This is a genomic window from Stutzerimonas sp. R40042 (genome assembly GCF_026642215.1).
Taxonomy (GTDB): Bacteria; Pseudomonadota; Gammaproteobacteria; order Pseudomonadales; family Pseudomonadaceae; genus Stutzerimonas; species Stutzerimonas frequens.
The window spans coordinates 4378126-4394527 of the sequence record NZ_CP113258.1; the positions used below are offsets into that span (position 1 = coordinate 4378126).

At 65.8% G+C, this 16402-nt stretch carries 14 protein-coding genes; 8 read left to right on the forward strand and 6 right to left on the reverse strand.

Going from position 1 to position 16402, the window contains the following annotated elements; genetic code table 11:
- The first annotated feature begins 104 nt into the window (after positions 1-104).
- The gene (locus tag OUY36_RS20600; RefSeq protein WP_267938228.1) at positions 105-2675 is read left to right on the forward strand and encodes a hybrid sensor histidine kinase/response regulator; all 2571 of its coding nucleotides are present in this window, start codon (positions 105-107) and stop codon (positions 2673-2675) included.
- Positions 2676-2757: 82 nt separating this feature from the next.
- On the opposite strand, the gene rpoH is transcribed toward OUY36_RS20600, so the two are convergent.
- From rpoH to ftsY, 4 genes are all read right to left on the reverse strand, one after another.
- On the reverse strand, positions 2758-3612 hold the full coding sequence (gene rpoH, locus OUY36_RS20605; protein WP_003297176.1) for an RNA polymerase sigma factor RpoH: 855 nt from the start codon (positions 3610-3612) through the stop codon (positions 2758-2760).
- 111 nt (positions 3613-3723) lie between these two features.
- Positions 3724-4743 (reverse strand): permease-like cell division protein FtsX, encoded by a 1020-nt coding sequence (ftsX, locus tag OUY36_RS20610; protein ID WP_102838920.1) that lies wholly within the window; start codon positions 4741-4743, stop codon positions 3724-3726.
- A complete protein-coding gene (ftsE, locus tag OUY36_RS20615) occupies positions 4740-5411 on the reverse strand; it encodes a cell division ATP-binding protein FtsE (protein ID WP_045665759.1) in 672 nt (223 codons plus the stop codon). Before ftsE ends, ftsX begins: the two co-directional genes overlap by 4 nt.
- The gene (gene ftsY / locus OUY36_RS20620; protein WP_267935806.1) at positions 5408-6694 is read right to left on the reverse strand and encodes a signal recognition particle-docking protein FtsY; all 1287 of its coding nucleotides are present in this window, start codon (positions 6692-6694) and stop codon (positions 5408-5410) included. Before ftsY ends, ftsE begins: the two co-directional genes overlap by 4 nt.
- A gap of 228 nt (positions 6695-6922) precedes the next feature.
- On the opposite strand from ftsY, the gene OUY36_RS20625 reads away from it, so the two are divergent.
- The 3 genes from OUY36_RS20625 to rsmD are packed head-to-tail and all read left to right on the forward strand — an operon-like array spanning position 6923 to position 10402.
- On the forward strand, positions 6923-8275 hold the full coding sequence (locus OUY36_RS20625; RefSeq protein ID WP_156244978.1) for a M16 family metallopeptidase: 1353 nt from the start codon (positions 6923-6925) through the stop codon (positions 8273-8275).
- Positions 8268-9800 carry a M16 family metallopeptidase gene (locus OUY36_RS20630; RefSeq protein WP_267935807.1) on the forward strand — a complete coding sequence of 511 codons (1533 nt, stop codon included), beginning with the start codon at positions 8268-8270 and terminating at the stop codon, positions 9798-9800. The genes OUY36_RS20625 and OUY36_RS20630 overlap by 8 nt, the downstream gene beginning before the upstream one ends.
- A complete protein-coding gene (rsmD, locus tag OUY36_RS20635; protein WP_267935808.1) occupies positions 9800-10402 on the forward strand; it encodes a 16S rRNA (guanine(966)-N(2))-methyltransferase RsmD in 603 nt (200 codons plus the stop codon). Before OUY36_RS20630 ends, rsmD begins: the two co-directional genes overlap by 1 nt.
- Before the next feature lie 11 nt (positions 10403-10413).
- Here rsmD and OUY36_RS20640 read toward each other — a convergent pair whose 3' ends face one another.
- Positions 10414-10818 carry a hypothetical protein gene (locus tag OUY36_RS20640; RefSeq protein WP_013984344.1) on the reverse strand — a complete coding sequence of 135 codons (405 nt, stop codon included), beginning with the start codon at positions 10816-10818 and terminating at the stop codon, positions 10414-10416.
- A 170-nt stretch (positions 10819-10988) separates the two neighbouring features.
- Here OUY36_RS20640 and OUY36_RS20645 point away from each other — a divergent pair, with 170 nt between their 5' ends.
- Positions 10989-11969, forward strand: a complete 981-nt coding sequence (locus tag OUY36_RS20645; RefSeq protein WP_230724202.1) for a hydrolase — start codon at positions 10989-10991, stop codon at positions 11967-11969.
- A gap of 6 nt (positions 11970-11975) precedes the next feature.
- On the opposite strand, the gene OUY36_RS20650 is transcribed toward OUY36_RS20645, so the two are convergent.
- On the reverse strand, positions 11976-12650 hold the full coding sequence (locus tag OUY36_RS20650) for a TetR/AcrR family transcriptional regulator (RefSeq protein WP_230724201.1): 675 nt from the start codon (positions 12648-12650) through the stop codon (positions 11976-11978).
- Positions 12651-12781: 131 nt separating this feature from the next.
- Here OUY36_RS20650 and OUY36_RS20655 point away from each other — a divergent pair, with 131 nt between their 5' ends.
- Genes OUY36_RS20655 through OUY36_RS20665 form a run of 3 tightly spaced genes read left to right on the forward strand, consistent with a single transcriptional unit; the run spans position 12782 to position 16349 of the window.
- Positions 12782-14194, forward strand: coding sequence for a coniferyl aldehyde dehydrogenase (locus tag OUY36_RS20655; protein WP_200630305.1), 1413 nt, complete (start codon positions 12782-12784; stop codon positions 14192-14194).
- 14 nt (positions 14195-14208) lie between these two features.
- Entirely contained in the window at positions 14209-14739 is a 531-nt protein-coding gene (locus tag OUY36_RS20660) for a hypothetical protein (RefSeq protein WP_063540662.1), read from the forward strand.
- Between the two features lie 14 nt (positions 14740-14753).
- Entirely contained in the window at positions 14754-16349 is a 1596-nt protein-coding gene (locus OUY36_RS20665) for a GMC family oxidoreductase (RefSeq protein WP_267935811.1), read from the forward strand.
- The last annotated feature ends 53 nt before the right edge of the window (positions 16350-16402 follow it).

The window sequence follows — 16402 nt, forward strand, 5'->3', positions numbered from 1 at the left end:
AGCGCTTGCGGCATACTGAACCGATCGGCTACCGGCGGGCTGACGCACATTCTGACCCGCGGGGCATCCAAATCGATTCAGACATGCGCACTGCAGCGAAGATGATGAGCAACCCAGCCCAACCCGCCAGCCAGTTCCAGGCCCTGCGACAGTTGTTCACCCGGCAAAACGGTATTGCCTGGGCGATGCTGTTGTTCACCCTGCTGGTACAGCTGGCGGCCTGGCAGAACCTGCGCGCCAACGAGGACCGGGCGGCCGAACAGCAGTTCCAGCTACTCAGCGAGAAAGTCACCGAAGCCATCCGCAAGCGGCTACGCGACCACGAGCAGATTCTCCTCGGGGGCGCCGGCCTGTTCGACGCCGTCGACCACGTCAGCCGCGCGCAATGGCGTCTGTATGTTCAGCGCCTGCTGCTGCCAGACCGCTACCCGGGCATCCAGGGCGTAGGCTTCAGCCAGGTCATCGCGCCGGACGAGCGGGACGCGCATATCGCACGGATTCGAGCCGAAGGCTTCCCGGAGTACGACATCCATCCGCCTGGTGAGCGCGACCTCTATACCTCGATCGTTTTTCTCGAGCCCTTCGTCGGGCGCAACCTGGCCGCTTTCGGCTTCGACATGTACTCCGAGCCGACCCGCCGCCGGGCCATGCTGCGGGCTGCGCGCCTGGGCGAGACCAGCATCACGGCGAAGGTGACGCTGATGCAGGAGACCCACGGCAAGGTCCAGGCCGGCGTACTGCTTTACGTGCCGGTATACCGGCAAGGCGAGCCGACCGACACACCCGCACAGCGCATGCAGGCGCTCATCGGCTTCGTCTACAGCCCCTATCGCCTCGATGATCTGATGCAGGGCATCCTGCGCGCCGCCGACCTGCCGCTGGCGCTGCATATCTACGCCAGCGACGACGAAGACCCAGAACAACTGCTCTATGCCTCGCCCGATGCGCCACAGCCCGGCGACGCTCGCTACAGCCGATTGCAGCAGCTGCACCTGTACGGCCAGACCTGGACCCTGCGCATGGACAGCCGGCCGGAGTTCGACGCGCGCTTCCACGGCAACGAAACCCTGATGCTCGCCCTGGGCCTCGGCCTGAGCCTGCTGGTGTTCTTCCTCAGCTCCTCGCTTGCCCTGCGCCATAGCCGCATCCAGGCCCTGGCGGAAGAGATGACCCAGCGCATCCGCCAAAGCAAGAATGACCTGAAGGTGAGCGAGGAGCGGCTCTCGCTGGCCCTCAAGGGCAGCAACGATGGCCTCTGGGATCTCGATCTGGAAGCAGGCAGCATGTATGCCTCGCCACGCGCGTGGGAAATGCTCGGCTACCGGCCGAACGAGTTGACCTGCGACCTCAAGCTATGGGAACGCCTGACCGTACCCGAGAACCTGACGCAGCAGAAAGCCAAGCTGGCGCAAACCATGCTGTCCAATATCGATCACTTCACGAGCGAACTGCGCCTGCAACACAAGCACGGCCATGTCGTACCCGTTCTGCTGCGTGGCTATATCCAGCGCGACCCGCAAGGAATGGCCCAGCGCATCAGCGGTACCCTGATGGACCTGACCGAGCGCAAGCGCATCGAGCAGATGAAGAATGACTTCGTCTCGACCGTGAGCCATGAACTGCGCACGCCCTTGACCTCCATCAGCGGTGCGCTCGGCCTGATCGTCGGCGGCGCACTCGGTGCGGCGCCGCCAGCCATGCAGCAGATGCTCGAGATCGCCTACCGCAACAGCCTGCGCCTGGGTCATCTGATCAACGACCTGCTGGACATGGAGAAGATCGCTGCCGGCAAGATGGCCTTCGAACTGCGCGAGCATTCACTCGGCAAGCTGCTGGAGGAATCGCTTTCAAGCAATCAGCCACTGTGCGGCCAGCATGGCGTGCGCTGCACGCTGCACCATCCACAGGACGTCCTGGTCTGGGTCGACAGCCTGCGCCTGCAGCAGGTGCTCGGCAATTTTCTTTCCAATGCCGTGAAGTTCACTCCCGAAGGCGGAGAGATCCGTCTGCACACCAGCCTTCGCGGCGCGCGGGTACGCATCAGCGTGACCGATCAGGGGCCGGGCATACCGGACGCCTTCCGCTCACGGGTATTCGAGAAGTTCGCCCAAGCCGATGCCTCTGACAGTCGGCAGAAGTCGGGCACCGGCCTGGGCCTGGCGATCACCAAGGAGCTCATCGAGCGCATGGGCGGCACAGTCGGCTTCGATTGCCAGCCCGGCGCTGGCACCACCTTCTGGTGCGAGCTGCCGATCCAGACGCCGACAAGCGAGGCAGACAACCGGGAAGGCCTGCCGCGGATACTGGTCGTCGAAGACGAGCCGGATACCGGGCGCCTGCTGCACATGATGCTGCGCGAGGGAGGATACGCGGTGGATCGCGTGCAGAGCCTGCATCAGGCACGGGAGAAACTCGCCACCGGGTGCTACGAGGCCATGACGCTGGACCTGCACCTACCCGATGGCAGCGGGGCACAGTTGATTGACGAACTGCGCGCACGGCCGGCCATACACGAATTGCCGATCGTCGTGATCTCCGCAGCGCACCAGTTCGACGAGGCGAAATTCCCTGACCGGATCGTCTGGCTGCACAAGCCGATCACCAATGCACAGCTGCTGGCGGCGATAGACCAGGCGCGACGAAACACGCTTCATCAAGGCGACGAACAGCGATAACTAACGCCTGCGAGCCGGACGTTCGGCAAAAAAAAATCGCGGGAGCCATCGGCATCCCGCGATTCGTTCCTGCTAAGGGGCGTCAGGCCTGGATCGAGCCCTTCAGCTTGTTCATCGCATTCTTTTCCAGCTGACGAATGCGCTCGGCCGACACGTTGTACTTGGCCGCCAGGTCGTGCAGGGTCGCCTTGTCCTCGTTCAGCCAGCGCTGCTGGAGAATGTCCCGGCTGCGCTCGTCGAGCCCCTCAAGCGCGGCGTGCAGGCTGGAGGTGGAGCTGTCACTCCAGTCGGCATCTTCCAGCTGACGCGCCGGATCGTAGCGATGATCTTCCAGGTAATGCGCAGGCGACTGGTAGGCGCTGTCGTCGTCGGCATCGGCGGCCGGGTCGAAGGCCATGTCATGACCGGTCAGGCGGCTTTCCATCTCGCGCACTTCATGCGGCTCGACGCCCAGGCTGTCGGCCACGGCGGTGACTTCATCATTGTTCAGCCAGGCCAGACGCTTCTTCTGGCTGCGCAGGTTGAAGAACAGCTTGCGCTGCGCCTTGGTGGTAGCGACCTTGACGATGCGCCAGTTGCGCAGGATGAACTCGTGGATTTCGGCGCGAATCCAGTGCACGGCGAAGGACACCAACCGCACACCCATTTCCGGATTGAAACGCTTGACCGCCTTCATCAGGCCGACATTGCCTTCCTGGATCAGGTCGGCCTGGGCCAGCCCGTAGCCGGAATAGCTGCGGGCGATGTGAACGACGAAACGCAGGTGCGCCAGCACCATCTGCCGAGCCGCTTCGAGATCCTGATGATAGAAGAGGCGCCCGGCCAGCTCGCGCTCCTGCTCGACGGTGAGCAGCGGGAGGCTGTTCACGGTCTGCACGTAGGCCTCGAGATTCGCTCCCGGGACTAGCGCTTGAACAGGTTGCAGAGTAGTTGTCATGCAGTACCTCCAATGACGAAGCTGCAGCAGTTTAGCATTGCCGCATGAGACTGCAAGCCTGTGGAAAAGTTCCCCGATACAACAATCAAGTCATTGTTTTTAAACGAAACTTTAACGCGGAGCGAGTTCGCTCAGATGCCTTGCGACAGCCAGCCAGGCACCAATGTAGCCGAGCAGCACCGCACCGATCACCAGCGATAACGCATCGCCGGCCGGAACGCCCCCCAGGCCGAAATCGCTACCGTAGAGGCCCGCCAGGTTGACCACGGCTTCATTCAGCCAGCCCAGACCGTAGACCAGCAGCAGCCAGGCGATCAGGCCGGCACCCAGGCCATAGATGGCCCCCATGTAGAGGAACGGGCGGCGAACGTAACCATCGGTACCGCCCACCAGCTTGACCACCTCGATCTCGGTGCGGCGGTTCTCGATGTGCAGGCGGATGGTGTTGCCAATCACCAGCAGCAACGTCGCCACCAGCAGCAATGTCAGGCCAAAGACGAAACGGTCGCCGAGCTTGAGGATGGCGGTCAGCCGCTCGACCCAGAGCAGATCCAGCTGCGCCAGCTGCACGCCCGGCAACTCGGCCAGCTGCTGGCGCAGCGCTTCGAGCTTGTCCTTGTCCACCTCTTCGGGTGTCACGATGATCACGCCGGGCAGCGGATTCTCCGGCAATTCCTTGAGCGCTTCGCCAAGCCCGGAGAGCTGCTGGAACTCGTCCAGCGCCTGCTCGCGACTGACCCAGTCCGCCGCTGCCACATCGGGCATGGCCGCAACCTCGTCACGCAGGCGCTCACCGGCGGCGCTATCCACCTCGAGGTCCATGAACAGCGAGATCTGCGCGGCGCGCTGCCAGGAGCCACCGAGTCGCTCGACGTTGTCCAGCAGCAGCGCCAGGCCCATGGGCAGGCTCAACGCCACGGCCATCACCAGGCAGGTGAAGAAGCTGCCGATCGGCTGCTTGATCAGGCGCCCGACGCTGTCCACCAGGCTGGCGCGGTGACTTTCCAGCCAGGCGTGGAATAGCGTCTTGAAGTCCGGCTCGTCGCCGCGTGGCTGCTCCGGCTTCTTCACCGAACCGCCGACGCGCTCGGCCGTGCTCGGGTTGGTCTTGGGATTGCGTTCGCTGCTCATCGGCTGGCCTCCCCGTCGCCGATCAGGCGACCACGTTGCAGGGTCAGCATGCGATGGCGCATCCGCGCGATCAGCGCCAGGTCGTGGCTGGCGATCAGCACTGTGGTCCCCAGGCGGTTGATGTCTTCGAACACGCCCATGATCTCCGCAGCGAGTCGCGGGTCGAGGTTACCGGTCGGTTCATCGGCGAGAAGCAGAGCCGGCCGATGCACGACGGCGCGGGCGATGCCGACACGCTGCTGCTGGCCGGTGGACAGGTCCGCCGGATACTGCAGCGCCTTGTCCTTGAGGCTGACGCGCTCCAGCGCGGTCATCACCCGCTGGCCGATCTCGCGCTTGTTCAGCCCGAGGATCTGCAGCGGCAGGGCGACGTTGTCGAACACCGTACGATCGAACAGCAGCTGGTGGTTCTGGAACACCACGCCGATCTGCCGGCGCAGGAAAGGGATCTGCGCATTGGTGATGCGCGACAGGTCCTGCCCGGCCAGCAGCAGCTTGCCACTGGTGGGCCGCTCCATCGCCAAGAGCAGGCGCAGCAGCGTGCTCTTGCCGGCACCGGAATGGCCGGTGACGAAGAGGAACTCGCCACGCCTGACCTGGAAGGACAGCTCGTGCAGCCCGACGTGGCCGTTGGGGTAGCGTTTGCCGACCTGTTCGAAACGGATCATGCGTCTTCCCGCTGGGAGAACAGCGCCTTGACGAAGGCATCGGCCTCGAAGGTGCGCAGATCGTCGATGCCTTCACCCACGCCGATGTAGCGGATCGGCGTGCCGAACTGCTTGGCCAGCGCGAAGATCACGCCGCCCTTGGCGGTGCCGTCGAGCTTGGTCAGTGCCAGCCCGGTCAGCTCGACCGCCTGGTTGAACTGCTTGGTCTGGTTGATGGCGTTCTGGCCAGTGCCGGCGTCGAGTACCAGCAGGACTTCGTGGGGAGCCGACTCGTCGAGCTTGCCCATCACCCGACGGACTTTTTTCAGCTCTTCCATCAGGTTGTCCTTGGTATGCAGTCGGCCCGCGGTGTCGGCGATCAGCACGTCGATGCCGCGCGCCTTGGCGGCCTGCACCGCATCGAAGATCACCGAGGCGGAATCGGCACCAGTGTGCTGGGCGACCACCGGAATGCCGTTGCGCTCGCCCCAGACCTGCAGCTGCTCCACCGCCGCAGCGCGGAATGTGTCGCCGGCGGCGAGCATGACCTTCTTGCCGTCGAGCTGCAGCTTCTTGGCCAGCTTGCCGATGGTGGTGGTCTTGCCGACGCCGTTCACGCCGACCACCAGGATGACATACGGGCGCTTGCCAGCATCGATCGTCAGCGGCTGCTCGACCGGCTTGAGCAGGCCAACGAGTTCTTCCTGCAGTGCGGTGTAGAGCGCGCCGCTGTCGGCCAACTCCTTGCGCGAGACGCGCCGGGTGAGATTCTGCATGATCGCAGTGGTCGCCTCGACGCCGACGTCGGCGGTCAGCAGGCGGGTTTCCAGTTCGTCGAGCAGATCGTCGTCGATGGCCTTCTTGCCGAGGAACAGGCTGGCCATACCTTCGCCAATGCTGGCGCTGGTTTTCGACAGCCCCTGGCGCAGGCGAGCGAAGAAGCCGAGCTTGGCTGGGGCCTCCGGCGCGGTCGCTACGACCGGGGCAAGTAACGGCTCCGGTTCGGGTTCGGGTTCGGGTTCGGGTTCGGGTTCGGGTTCGGGCTCAGGGTGCAGCAGCACCGGCTCTATGTCCTCAGCCGGCTGCATATCGGCCTCGACCATGCGCGCCGGTTGCTCTTCCTGAGGTGTCGCGACAGGCGATTCGACAGGCGCCCCGGTCTGCTCGACCGATTCGCTGTCCGGCTGTTCGGCGGCGGGCTGCTCTGCCGGCGCGGGCTGCGGCTTCTTGCGCAGCCAGCCGAACAGGCCTTTCTTTTCACCGGGCTCGGCCGGCGTCTTCTTGTCGTCGTTGGAACCAAACATGGAGAAGGTATTCTCAAGGATGCGAAACGCCGGCAGCCTGGCTTCCGGCCTAAAAATGGGCCCTATCCTAGCACCTCGCCAGGCAGGTGCGCTAAGCGCGGGCACTGTGGCCGAGCAGACTGTGCGGATACCCCGGCTTTGCCTGACCCGCGCGGGCCATTACCATGGCTGCCGTGTCGCCGTCCTGCCATCTGCCGTGGCGGGCACCAACCTGGACGAGTCCCGACTATGCCTCTGATGTTACGCCGCGCCGCCGCCCTGCTGCTCGGAGCGTTCTATCTGCCCCTGCTGGCAGCAGCAGACAGCCAGCCCACCCACGAGTTCTTCCTCGACAACGGCCTGAAGGTGATCGTGCGCGAGGATCATCGTGCGCCGGTGGTGGTTTCCCAGCTCTGGTACAAGGTTGGCTCCAGCTACGAGACAGCCGGCCAGACCGGCCTCTCCCACGCGCTCGAACACATGATGTTCAAGGGCAGCCGCAAGCTCGATGCCGGCGAAGCCTCGCGCATCCTGCGTGAGCTGGGCGCCGAGGAAAATGCCTTCACCAGCGACGACTACACGGCCTATTACCAAGTTCTGGCACGCGACCGCCTGGCCGTTGCGTTCGAGCTCGAAGCCGACCGCCTGGCCAGCCTCAGGCTGCCGCCCGAGGAGTTCGCCCGCGAGATCGAAGTGATCAAGGAAGAACGCCGCCTGCGCACCGATGACAAGCCCAGCTCGCTGGCCTACGAGCGCTTCAAGACCATCACCTATCCCGCCAGCGGCTACCGCAACCCGACCATCGGCTGGATGGCCGATCTCAACCGCATGCAGGCCGACGAGCTGCGCGCCTGGTACGAGCAGTGGTATGCACCGAACAACGCCACCCTGGTGGTGGTCGGCGACGTGACCGTCGACGAGGTCCGCGGGCTGGCCGAACGCTTCTTCGGCGGCATCGAGAAACGCGAGGTGCCGGCGGCCAAGCGGCCGCTTGAGCTGGACGAACCGGGCGAGCGCCGCCTCCAGCTGCACGTGAAGACCCAGCTGCCGACGCTGCTCATGGCCTTCAATGCACCGAGCCTTGCGACCGAGGAGAACGCTCGCCAGGTGCATGCCCTGCGGTTGATCTCCGCCCTGCTCGACGGCGGCTACAGCGCGCGCCTGCCGGAGCGGCTGGAGCGCGGTGAGGAACTGGTGACCAGCGCCTCGGCCTGGTACGACGCCTATGCCCGTGGCGACAGCCTGTTCGTCTTGAGCGCCGCGCCGAACTTGCAGAAGGGCCGCACCCTGGAAGAAGTCGAAGCCGGTCTCTGGCGGCAGCTGGACGCGCTCAAGGAGACGCCACCCTCGGCGGACGAACTCGAGCGCGTGCGTGCCCAGGTCATCGCCGGCCTGGTCTACGAGCGCGACTCCATCACCCAGCAGGCCACCACCATCGGCAAGCTGGAAACCGTCGGGCTGTCCTGGCGCCTGATGGACGAGGAGCTGAGCGCGCTGGAAGCGGTCACGCCCGAGGACATCCAGCAGGCCGCCCGCACCTACTTCACCCGCTCCCGCCTGAGCGTCGCCCATGTTCTGCCCGAGGAAGCCCGTGATGAGTGATTGCAAAGCCCTGCGCAACGGTCTGCTTGGCCTGCTGCTGGCGGCCAGCTTCGGCCTGGCGGGCTGCGACGAAGGCTCCACCGCCCTGCCACAGCCCGGCCAGCCGGCGGAGCAGGATGTCGCCCGCGAGGCGAGCCAGCCTGCCGTGCCGACCGCAACGCCCGAAAAGCCGCGCCTGGAATCGCTCAGCGAGCTGAGCGACCAGCCGCTGGCCCGTCGCAAGCTGGACATCCAGAGCTGGCAGACCAGCGAAGGCGCCAAGGTGCTTTTCGTCGAGGCCCGCGAGCTACCGATGTTCGACCTGCGCCTGACTTTTTCCGCCGGCAGTAGCCAGGACGGCGACATGCCCGGCCTGGCCTTGCTGACCAATGCCATGCTCAACGAGGGCGTCGAAGGCAAGGACGTCAGCGCCATCGCCCGCGGCTTCGAAGGCCTCGGTGCGAACTTCGGCAACGGTTCCTACCGCGACATGGCGGTGGTCAGCCTGCGCAGCCTCAGTGCACCGGACAAGCGCGAGCCGGCGCTGGCGCTGTTCAACCAGGTCATCGGCCAGCCGACCTTCCCGGAGGACTCGCTGCAACGGATCAAGAACCAGCTGCTGGCCGGCTTCGAATTCCAGAAGCAGAACCCCGGCAAGCTGGCCAGCCTCGAGCTGTTCGAGCAACTCTATGGCGATCACCCCTACGCCCATCCCAGCGAAGGCACGCCCGAGTCGATTCCGGCGATCAGCGTCGAGCAGCTGCGCGACTTCCACGCCCGCGCCTATGCGGCAGGCAATGCGGTGATCGCACTGGTCGGCGACCTTTCCCGCGAGGAAGCCGAAGCGCTCGCCGCCGAGGTCTCCGCCGCGCTGCCGGAAGGCCCGGCGCTGCCAACGACGCCGTCGCCCCAACCGCCCGCAGCCGGCAAGCATCACGTTGACTTCCCCTCCAACCAGAGCCACCTGATGCTGGCCCAACTCGGCATCCCTCGCGGCCATCCGGACTATGCGGCGCTGTATCTGGGCAACCAGATCCTCGGCGGCGGCGGCTTCGGCACGCGACTGATGGAAGAGGTGCGCGAAAAGCGCGGCCTGACCTACGGCATCTACTCCGGCTTCAGCCCGATGCGCGCCGAAGGGCCGTTCATGATCAGCATGCAGACCCGCGCCGAACTCACCGATGGCGCGCTGGAACTGGTGCAGCAGCTGGTCCGCGACTACCTCGTGGAGGGTCCGACCGAGGCCGAGCTGGAGCGCAGCAAGCGCGAGATCGCCGGCAGCTTCCCGCTGTCTACCGCAAGCAATGCCGACATCGTCGGTCAGCTCGGCAGCATCGGCTTCTACGACCTGCCGCTGACCTACCTAGAGGATTTCATGGGCGAGGTGCAGGCGCTGACGGTCGAACAAGTCAAAGCCGCGATGAACAAGCATCTGCAGGCCGATGCCTTCGTCATCGTCACCGCCGGCCCCAACGTCGAGCAGCAGCCGCTGCCGCCGCCCACCGATAAACCAGCCGAACAGCCCAGCGGCGTTCCGGAGCACTGATGGCCAATCCACCCATTCGCCCCAACGCCCACGGCGGCCAGGGCCAGCTGCGCATCATCGGCGGCGAGTGGCGCTCGCGCCGCTTCAGCTTTCCCGATGCCGAAGGCCTGCGCCCTACGCCGGACCGGGTGCGCGAAACCCTGTTCAACTGGCTGGCACCCTACCTATCCGGCGCACGGGTGCTCGATCCGTTCACCGGCAGCGGCGCGATCTATCTGGAAGCGCTGTCGCGCGGCGCCAGCATGGCCCTGGCGCTGGACGTGAACGCCAATGCCATCGCCAGCCTGCGCAAGCACCTGGACACGCTCAACTGCGGCCACGGCCAACTGCTGCAGAGCGATGCCCTGCGCTATCTGGAAACTCAGACGCCGACCGCCTTCGACCTGGTATTCCTCGACCCGCCGTTCAACAAGAATCTGTTGCAACCGGCCTGCGAGCTGCTGGAGAGCAAGGGTTGGCTGGCCGAACACGCCTGGGTCTACACCGAAAGCGAGGCGCTGCCGTCCAGCCTCGGCCTGCCGGGGAACTGGCGACTGCATCGGGAGAAGCAGGCCGGCAAGGTGCACTACGCACTCTGGGAGCGCCACGCACCTACCGCTTGAAGTCGGCGACTTCAGTAGAAGTCGACGGTCTGACCGTTGCGATCGAAGGCCAGGAAGCGGCCGACGTTGCCGGTCTCGATCGCGCTGACCATCATCTTCAGTGGCTGCTCGGCCTCGTCTGCGTTCGGCGTGATGCCGGCCTGGCCGGGCAGCGCCGCGGCGAACAGCAGGTCCCAGGCCACGCCGGTGCGCTCGGATTCTTCACGCAGCGCGGCGAAGTCGCTCAGTTCCTCGGGCAGCTTGTCGACGCAGAGCACCGGTTTCAGCGAACCGCCGGCGTTTTCCTCGAAACGCTGGCGCTCGGCCTCGGTGGCGTCCTCGGGCAGTTCGGCGCTGACAAAGACGAACAGCAGGCGCTGGGGCTCGCGCTCTTGGCGCGCGGCGCCGAGCAGTTGGTCGAAGGGGGTAGGCGTCATGGGCAGGGTTCCGGATAAGACTATCGCGTCACTCTCCACCCCTTGGGTGGCGCTGACCATATCCCCAAAGGCGTAAGTCGCCGGGCGGCAGGCATCATTCAATGCCTGCATCATGCTTTTCTTCGAGCCGCCAACGCTCTAACGTCGGAGCAAACGAGGAACCCGAGACCGTGTCCGAAACCTTCCAACCCGCCTGGTGGCTTCCCGGGCCGCACTTGCAGACCTTGTGGAACCCCTTCTTTCGCAAGGCGCCGCGTCTCGAACGCCGGCGTGAGCGACTGTGGCTGGCCGATGGCGATTTCATCGACCTGGACTGGCACGGCCCGCATGAGGCCACGGCGCCACTGGTGCTGGTGCTGCACGGGCTGACCGGCTCGTCCAGCTCGCTATACGTGCTCGGCCTGCAGCAACAACTGGCCGCACAGGGCTGGGGCAGCGTCGCGATCAACTGGCGCGGCTGCTCGGGCGAACCGAATCTACTGCCGCGCGCCTATCATTCCGGCGCCAGCGACGATCTCGCCGAAGTGATCGGGCATCTACAGGCCAGCCGACCCATGGCACCGCTGCACGCGGTGGGCTACTCGCTGGGTGGCAACGTGCTGCTCAAGTACCTCGGCGAAACCGGTTCCAGTTGCCCGCTGCGCAAGGCGGCGGCGGTGTCGGTGCCGTTTCGCCTGGACCAGTGCGCCGATCGCATCGGCCTCGGCTTCTCCCGCGTCTACCAGGCGCATTTCATGAAGGCGATGGTGGCCTACGTGAGGGACAAACAACAGCGCTTCCAGCGCGAGGGGCTGCTGAACCACCTCGGTGCCTTGCAGAGCCTCGGCCCGCTGCACGGCATGCGCACCTTCTGGGATTTCGACGGTCGCTTCACCGCACCGCTGCACGGCTACAGCGACGCCCAGGACTACTACCGCCGTGCCTCCAGCCGCTACTACCTGCCAGCGATCGCGACACCGACCCTGCTGATCCAGGCCGCGGACGACCCCTTCGTGTTCCGCCACAGCGTACCGGAACCAACCGAACTGTCCGCAACCACAACCCTGGAGCTGCACCGTCGCGGCGGCCACGTCGGCTTTGTCGAAGGCACGCCACGCCGCCCTCGCTACTACCTGGAGCGACGGATTCCGCAGTGGCTGAGCGAGCCCTGAGAGGCGTCAGGCATCCGCCGTCGGCAGCAGCGACTCCAGCGCAACGAAGTACTGACCCCGCAATGCAGCCACCGCCTCGCGCGCTTCGGTCGCGACGAAGCCGCTCTCCAGCGCCAGCACCTGATAGATGCCACGCCGCATCTGCACAGGATCGAGCTGGCCCGCCCCGGCGCCAACCGTGCCGAGGAAGCGAATCCAGGACGTAACGATGATCCAGGCATTGAGCGCCAGCGCCTCGGTTTGTTCATCGTCCATCTCCAGAATCCCGACTTCGACGAAACCCTGGTAGATCGCCCGAGCATGCTGCAGGCAACGCGCGGCAAAGCCTTCGTAGCGCCGCGCCAACTCCATATCGGCGTCGAGCAACCCCTCCAGATCCCGGTGCAGAAAACGGTAATCCCACATCGCGCCGAGCAGTGCCTCCAGGTAGATCGCCTTGTCCTCTACCTGCATCGCGCGCGCCAGCGGCAGGCGCAGAAAGGCATCGACCCGCGCCTCGTACTGGCCGAACAGCTCGGCGACGATCGCCTGCTTGTTGGGGAAGTGGTAGTAGAGGTTTCCCGGCGAGATGCCCAGGTGCGCGGCGATGTGGTTGGTGGTGACGTTGCGTTCGCCCTGGGCGTTGAACAGCGCCAGGCTGGCTTCGATGATGCGATCGCGGGTCTTTGCTCGGGGTGCCATGGGCGGCGGGATCTCGGCGATGGAGCGAAGGGGCAACGGTACACGGCAGCGGTCGGGCAAGCACGTCTCGTTGACAGTTTAGAGCAATTACTCTAGAAATCTATCAACCCGCCTCGCCAGCCGGAGCCCCAATGTCAGCCGACACTCCACAAGCACTCGCCGCCCTTGAAGCGGTGTTCGCTTGCCAGCGTGCAGCATTCGCCGCCGCACCGATGCCATCCGAGGAAGACCGTCTGCGCTGGCTGGACGCGCTGCGCGATGTGCTGGCGACTCACCAGCCGGCTCTGATCGAGGCGATCAGCACGGATTTCGGTCATCGCTCGGCCGACGAGACCCTGCTGGCCGAACTGATGCCCAGCCTGCATGGCATCCGCTACGCCTGCCGCCATCTGCGGCGCTGGATGAAGCCATCGCGGCGCCGGGTCGGCCTGGCTTTCCAGCCGGCCAGTGCGCGGGTCGTCTATCAGCCGCTGGGAGTGGTGGGCATCATCGTGCCGTGGAACTACCCGCTCTACCTGGCCATCGGCCCACTGGTCGGCGCGCTGGCGGCAGGCAATCGGGTGATGCTGAAGATGAGCGAGTCGACACCGGCCACCGGCCAGCTGCTGAAGGCGCTGCTGGCGCAGGTTTTTCCGGAGAATCAGGTGGCGGTGGTGCTCGGCGATGTCGAGGTCGGGCGCGCCTTTGCCCGCCTGCCGTTCGACCATCTGCTGTTCACCGGCGCAACGCATATAGGCCGTGACGTGATGCGTGCCGCCGCCGAGAACCTCACCCCGGTGACCCTCGAGCTGGGCGGCAAGTCGCCGGCCATCGTCTCGGCCACGGTACCGCTGGCCGATGCCGCCGAGCGCATCGCCTTCGGCAAATGCATGAATGCCGGGCAGACCTGCGTCGCGCCGGACTATGTGCTGGTACCGCGGGCCCGCCTCGAGGGCTTCGTCGACGCCTATCGTGAAGCGGTACAGCGTCTGTATCCGAGCCTTGCGGACAACCCCGACTACACCGCAATCATCAATGCGCGTCAGCTGGCAAGATTGCAGGACTACCTCGACGATGCCCGCGCCAAGGGCGCCCAGGTCGTGCCACTGTTCACCGAGGCGCAGCAGCGGCGTATGCCGCACTGCCTGCTGCTCGAGGTCAACGAGCACATGCGGGTGATGCACGAGGAGATCTTCGGCCCGCTGCTACCGATCATTCCCTACGACGAGCTGGACAAGGCGCTGGCCTACGTCAATGCCCGGCCGCGGCCGCTGGCGCTTTACTACTTCGGCTACGACCGGCCCGAACAGCAGCGGGTTCTGGACTCGACACATTCGGGCGGGGTCTGCCTGAACGACACCCTGCTGCACGTCGCCCAGGACGATCTGCCCTTTGGCGGCATCGGCCCCTCAGGCATGGGCCACTACCACGGCCGCGAGGGATTCCTGACCTTCAGCAAGGCCAAGAGCGTTTTCGCCAAGCAGCGCTTCAACGCCGCCCGGCTGGTCTATCCACCCTACGGCAAGTGGTGGCAGAAGCTGATCTACGCTCTGTTCATCCGCTGAAACGCGACGCCACGATGCACGATCTCGCCATGAACCGCCGCACCCTGCTCAAGGTCGGGCTGCTCGGCAGCACCATCCTGGCCGCCGGCGGACTGCTCGGCCGCTGCGCCGGGGCGACAGCCGCCGTTCCCGCCAGCGGCTTCGCCGTGCTGCGCGAGAGCGACCTGCCGATGCTACATCGCCTGATTCCGTTGTTGTTGGAGGGGTCGGTGCCACCGGCCGAAATGCCGCAAGCGGCGGCAGCCACTCTTATCAGCCTGGATCAGGGCCTGCACCATCTTTCGCCGGCGCTGGCGGCCCAGGTACGCCAGTTGTTCGATGTGCTCACCCAACCCCTGACCCGCGGTCCGCTCACTGGCATCTGGCGCGACTGGCGCGAGGCCTCGGATGACGAACTGCGGGCGTTCCTAAACCGTTGGCAGAACAGCTCGCTGGCGCTGCTGCGCCAGGGGCATGCCTCGCTGCTGCAGATGATCCTCATGGCCTGGTACGCCTGCCCGGCTTCCTGGGCGCACTGCGGCTATCCCGGGCCACCGGCCGTCTGACCAAGGAGGCCGCCGTGCCCGTTCCCGATCTCTTCGCCGAAGGCCTCGCCCGTGGCTGGACCACCCATGACGGCTCGCGCCTGCCGCACGACCTGACGCTGGAAGCCGACATCGCCATCGTCGGCAGCGGCGCAGGCGGCGCCACCAGCGCGGAAATCCTCAGTGCCGCCGGCTTCAAAGTGCTGCTGATCGAGGAAGGCCCACTGCGCACCAGCCGCGACTTCGACATGCAGGAAGCCCGTGCCTACCGCTCGCTCTATCAGGAGGCCATCGGCCGCACCAGCAAGGACGGCGCCATCACCATCCTGCAGGGCCGTGCGGTAGGCGGCACCACCCTGGTGAACTGGACCTCGAGCTTCCGCACCCCGCCGCAGACGCTGGCGCACTGGGCGCGCGAACACGGTGTGCGCGGCCTCTCCGCCGAGGCCTTACAGCCCTGGTTCGAACGCATGGAGCAGCACCTAGGCATCACGCCCTGGGCAGTCCCGCCGAACGCCAACAACCAGGTGCTCAAACGCGGCTGCGAACGGCTCGACTATCACTGGGCGGTGATCCCGCGCAACGTGCGCGGCTGCTGGAATCTGGGCTACTGCGGCATGGGCTGCCCGACCAATGCCAAGCAGTCGATGCTGGTCACCAGCATTCCAGCGCTGCTGGACAAGGGCGGCGAGCTGCTCTACCTCGCCCGCGCCGAACGCCTGCTGATGCAGGGCGAGCGGGTCGTCGGCCTGGACTGCCTGGGCATGGATGAACGTTGCGTGGCGCCGAACGGTCGACGCATCCGCGTAATCGCCAAGCATTACATCCTCGCCGGCGGCGGTATCAACACCCCGGCGCTGCTGCTGCGCTCCGATGCGCCGGACCCACATAAGCGCGTCGGCAAGCGCACCTTCCTGCACCTGACGAACTTCTCCGCGGCACGCTTCGACGAGCGCATCGAAGCCTTCTACGGCGCACCGCAATCGATCTACTCCGATCACTTTCAATGGCGCGACGGCGCGACCGGCCCTGCCGGCTACAAGCTGGAGGTGCCGCCGGTTCACCCGGCTCTCGCCGCCACCCTGCTCGGCGACTATGGCATGCAGAACGCCCGGCGCCTGGCCGCGCTGCCGCACACCCACGCGATGATCGCCCTGCAGCGCGACGGCTTTCATCCGGACAGTGCCGAGGGCACGGTCGAGCTGCGCAGCGACGGCAGCCCAGTGCTCGACTACCGCATGACCGACTATGCCTGGAACGGTATCCGCCGCGCCTTTCTGAGCATGGCCGAGATCCAGTTCGCCGCGGGGGCGCGCGCCGTACTGCCGCTGCATGCCGACGCCCGCTACGTGAAGACGCCCCGCGCCGCCCGCGAACTGATCGAGCGTCTCGACCTCGCGCCGTACCGCACCCGCCTCGGCAGCGCCCACGTCATGGGCGGTTGCGCCATGGGCGAGGACCCGCGCCAGGCGGTAACCGACAGCCTCGGCCGGCACCATCAGCTGGGCAACCTGTCGATACACGACGGCTCGCTGTTTCCCACCAGTGTCGGCGCCAACCCGCAGCTGTCGATCTACGCACTGTGCGCGAAACTGACGGCAGAGCTGATCGATCGTTTGCAGAACGCCTGAGATTGCCCCGCATTCGCGGCAGATCGCCGCACGGCCATTCAGGCTTTACGCTG

Bases quoted from the DNA above. Each gene is read 5' to 3' on its own strand.
- OUY36_RS20660 (WP_063540662.1), top strand. From the start codon at position 14,209: ATGCACGATCTCGCCATGAACCGCCGCACCCTGCTCAAGGTCGGGCTG.
- ftsE (WP_045665759.1), bottom strand. From the start codon at position 5,411: ATGATCCGTTTCGAACAGGTCGGCAAACGCTACCCCAACGGCCACGTC.
- OUY36_RS20630 (WP_267935807.1), top strand. From the start codon at position 8,268: ATGAGTGATTGCAAAGCCCTGCGCAACGGTCTGCTTGGCCTGCTGCTG.
- rsmD (WP_267935808.1), top strand. From the start codon at position 9,800: ATGGCCAATCCACCCATTCGCCCCAACGCCCACGGCGGCCAGGGCCAG.
- OUY36_RS20600 (WP_267938228.1), top strand. From the start codon at position 105: ATGAGCAACCCAGCCCAACCCGCCAGCCAGTTCCAGGCCCTGCGACAG.
- rpoH (WP_003297176.1), bottom strand. From the start codon at position 3,612: ATGACAACTACTCTGCAACCTGTTCAAGCGCTAGTCCCGGGAGCGAAT.
- OUY36_RS20655 (WP_200630305.1), top strand. From the start codon at position 12,782: ATGTCAGCCGACACTCCACAAGCACTCGCCGCCCTTGAAGCGGTGTTC.
- ftsY (WP_267935806.1), bottom strand. From the start codon at position 6,694: ATGTTTGGTTCCAACGACGACAAGAAGACGCCGGCCGAGCCCGGTGAA.
- OUY36_RS20640 (WP_013984344.1), bottom strand. From the start codon at position 10,818: ATGACGCCTACCCCCTTCGACCAACTGCTCGGCGCCGCGCGCCAAGAG.
- OUY36_RS20650 (WP_230724201.1), bottom strand. From the start codon at position 12,650: ATGGCACCCCGAGCAAAGACCCGCGATCGCATCATCGAAGCCAGCCTG.
- ftsX (WP_102838920.1), bottom strand. From the start codon at position 4,743: ATGAGCAGCGAACGCAATCCCAAGACCAACCCGAGCACGGCCGAGCGC.
- OUY36_RS20625 (WP_156244978.1), top strand. From the start codon at position 6,923: ATGCCTCTGATGTTACGCCGCGCCGCCGCCCTGCTGCTCGGAGCGTTC.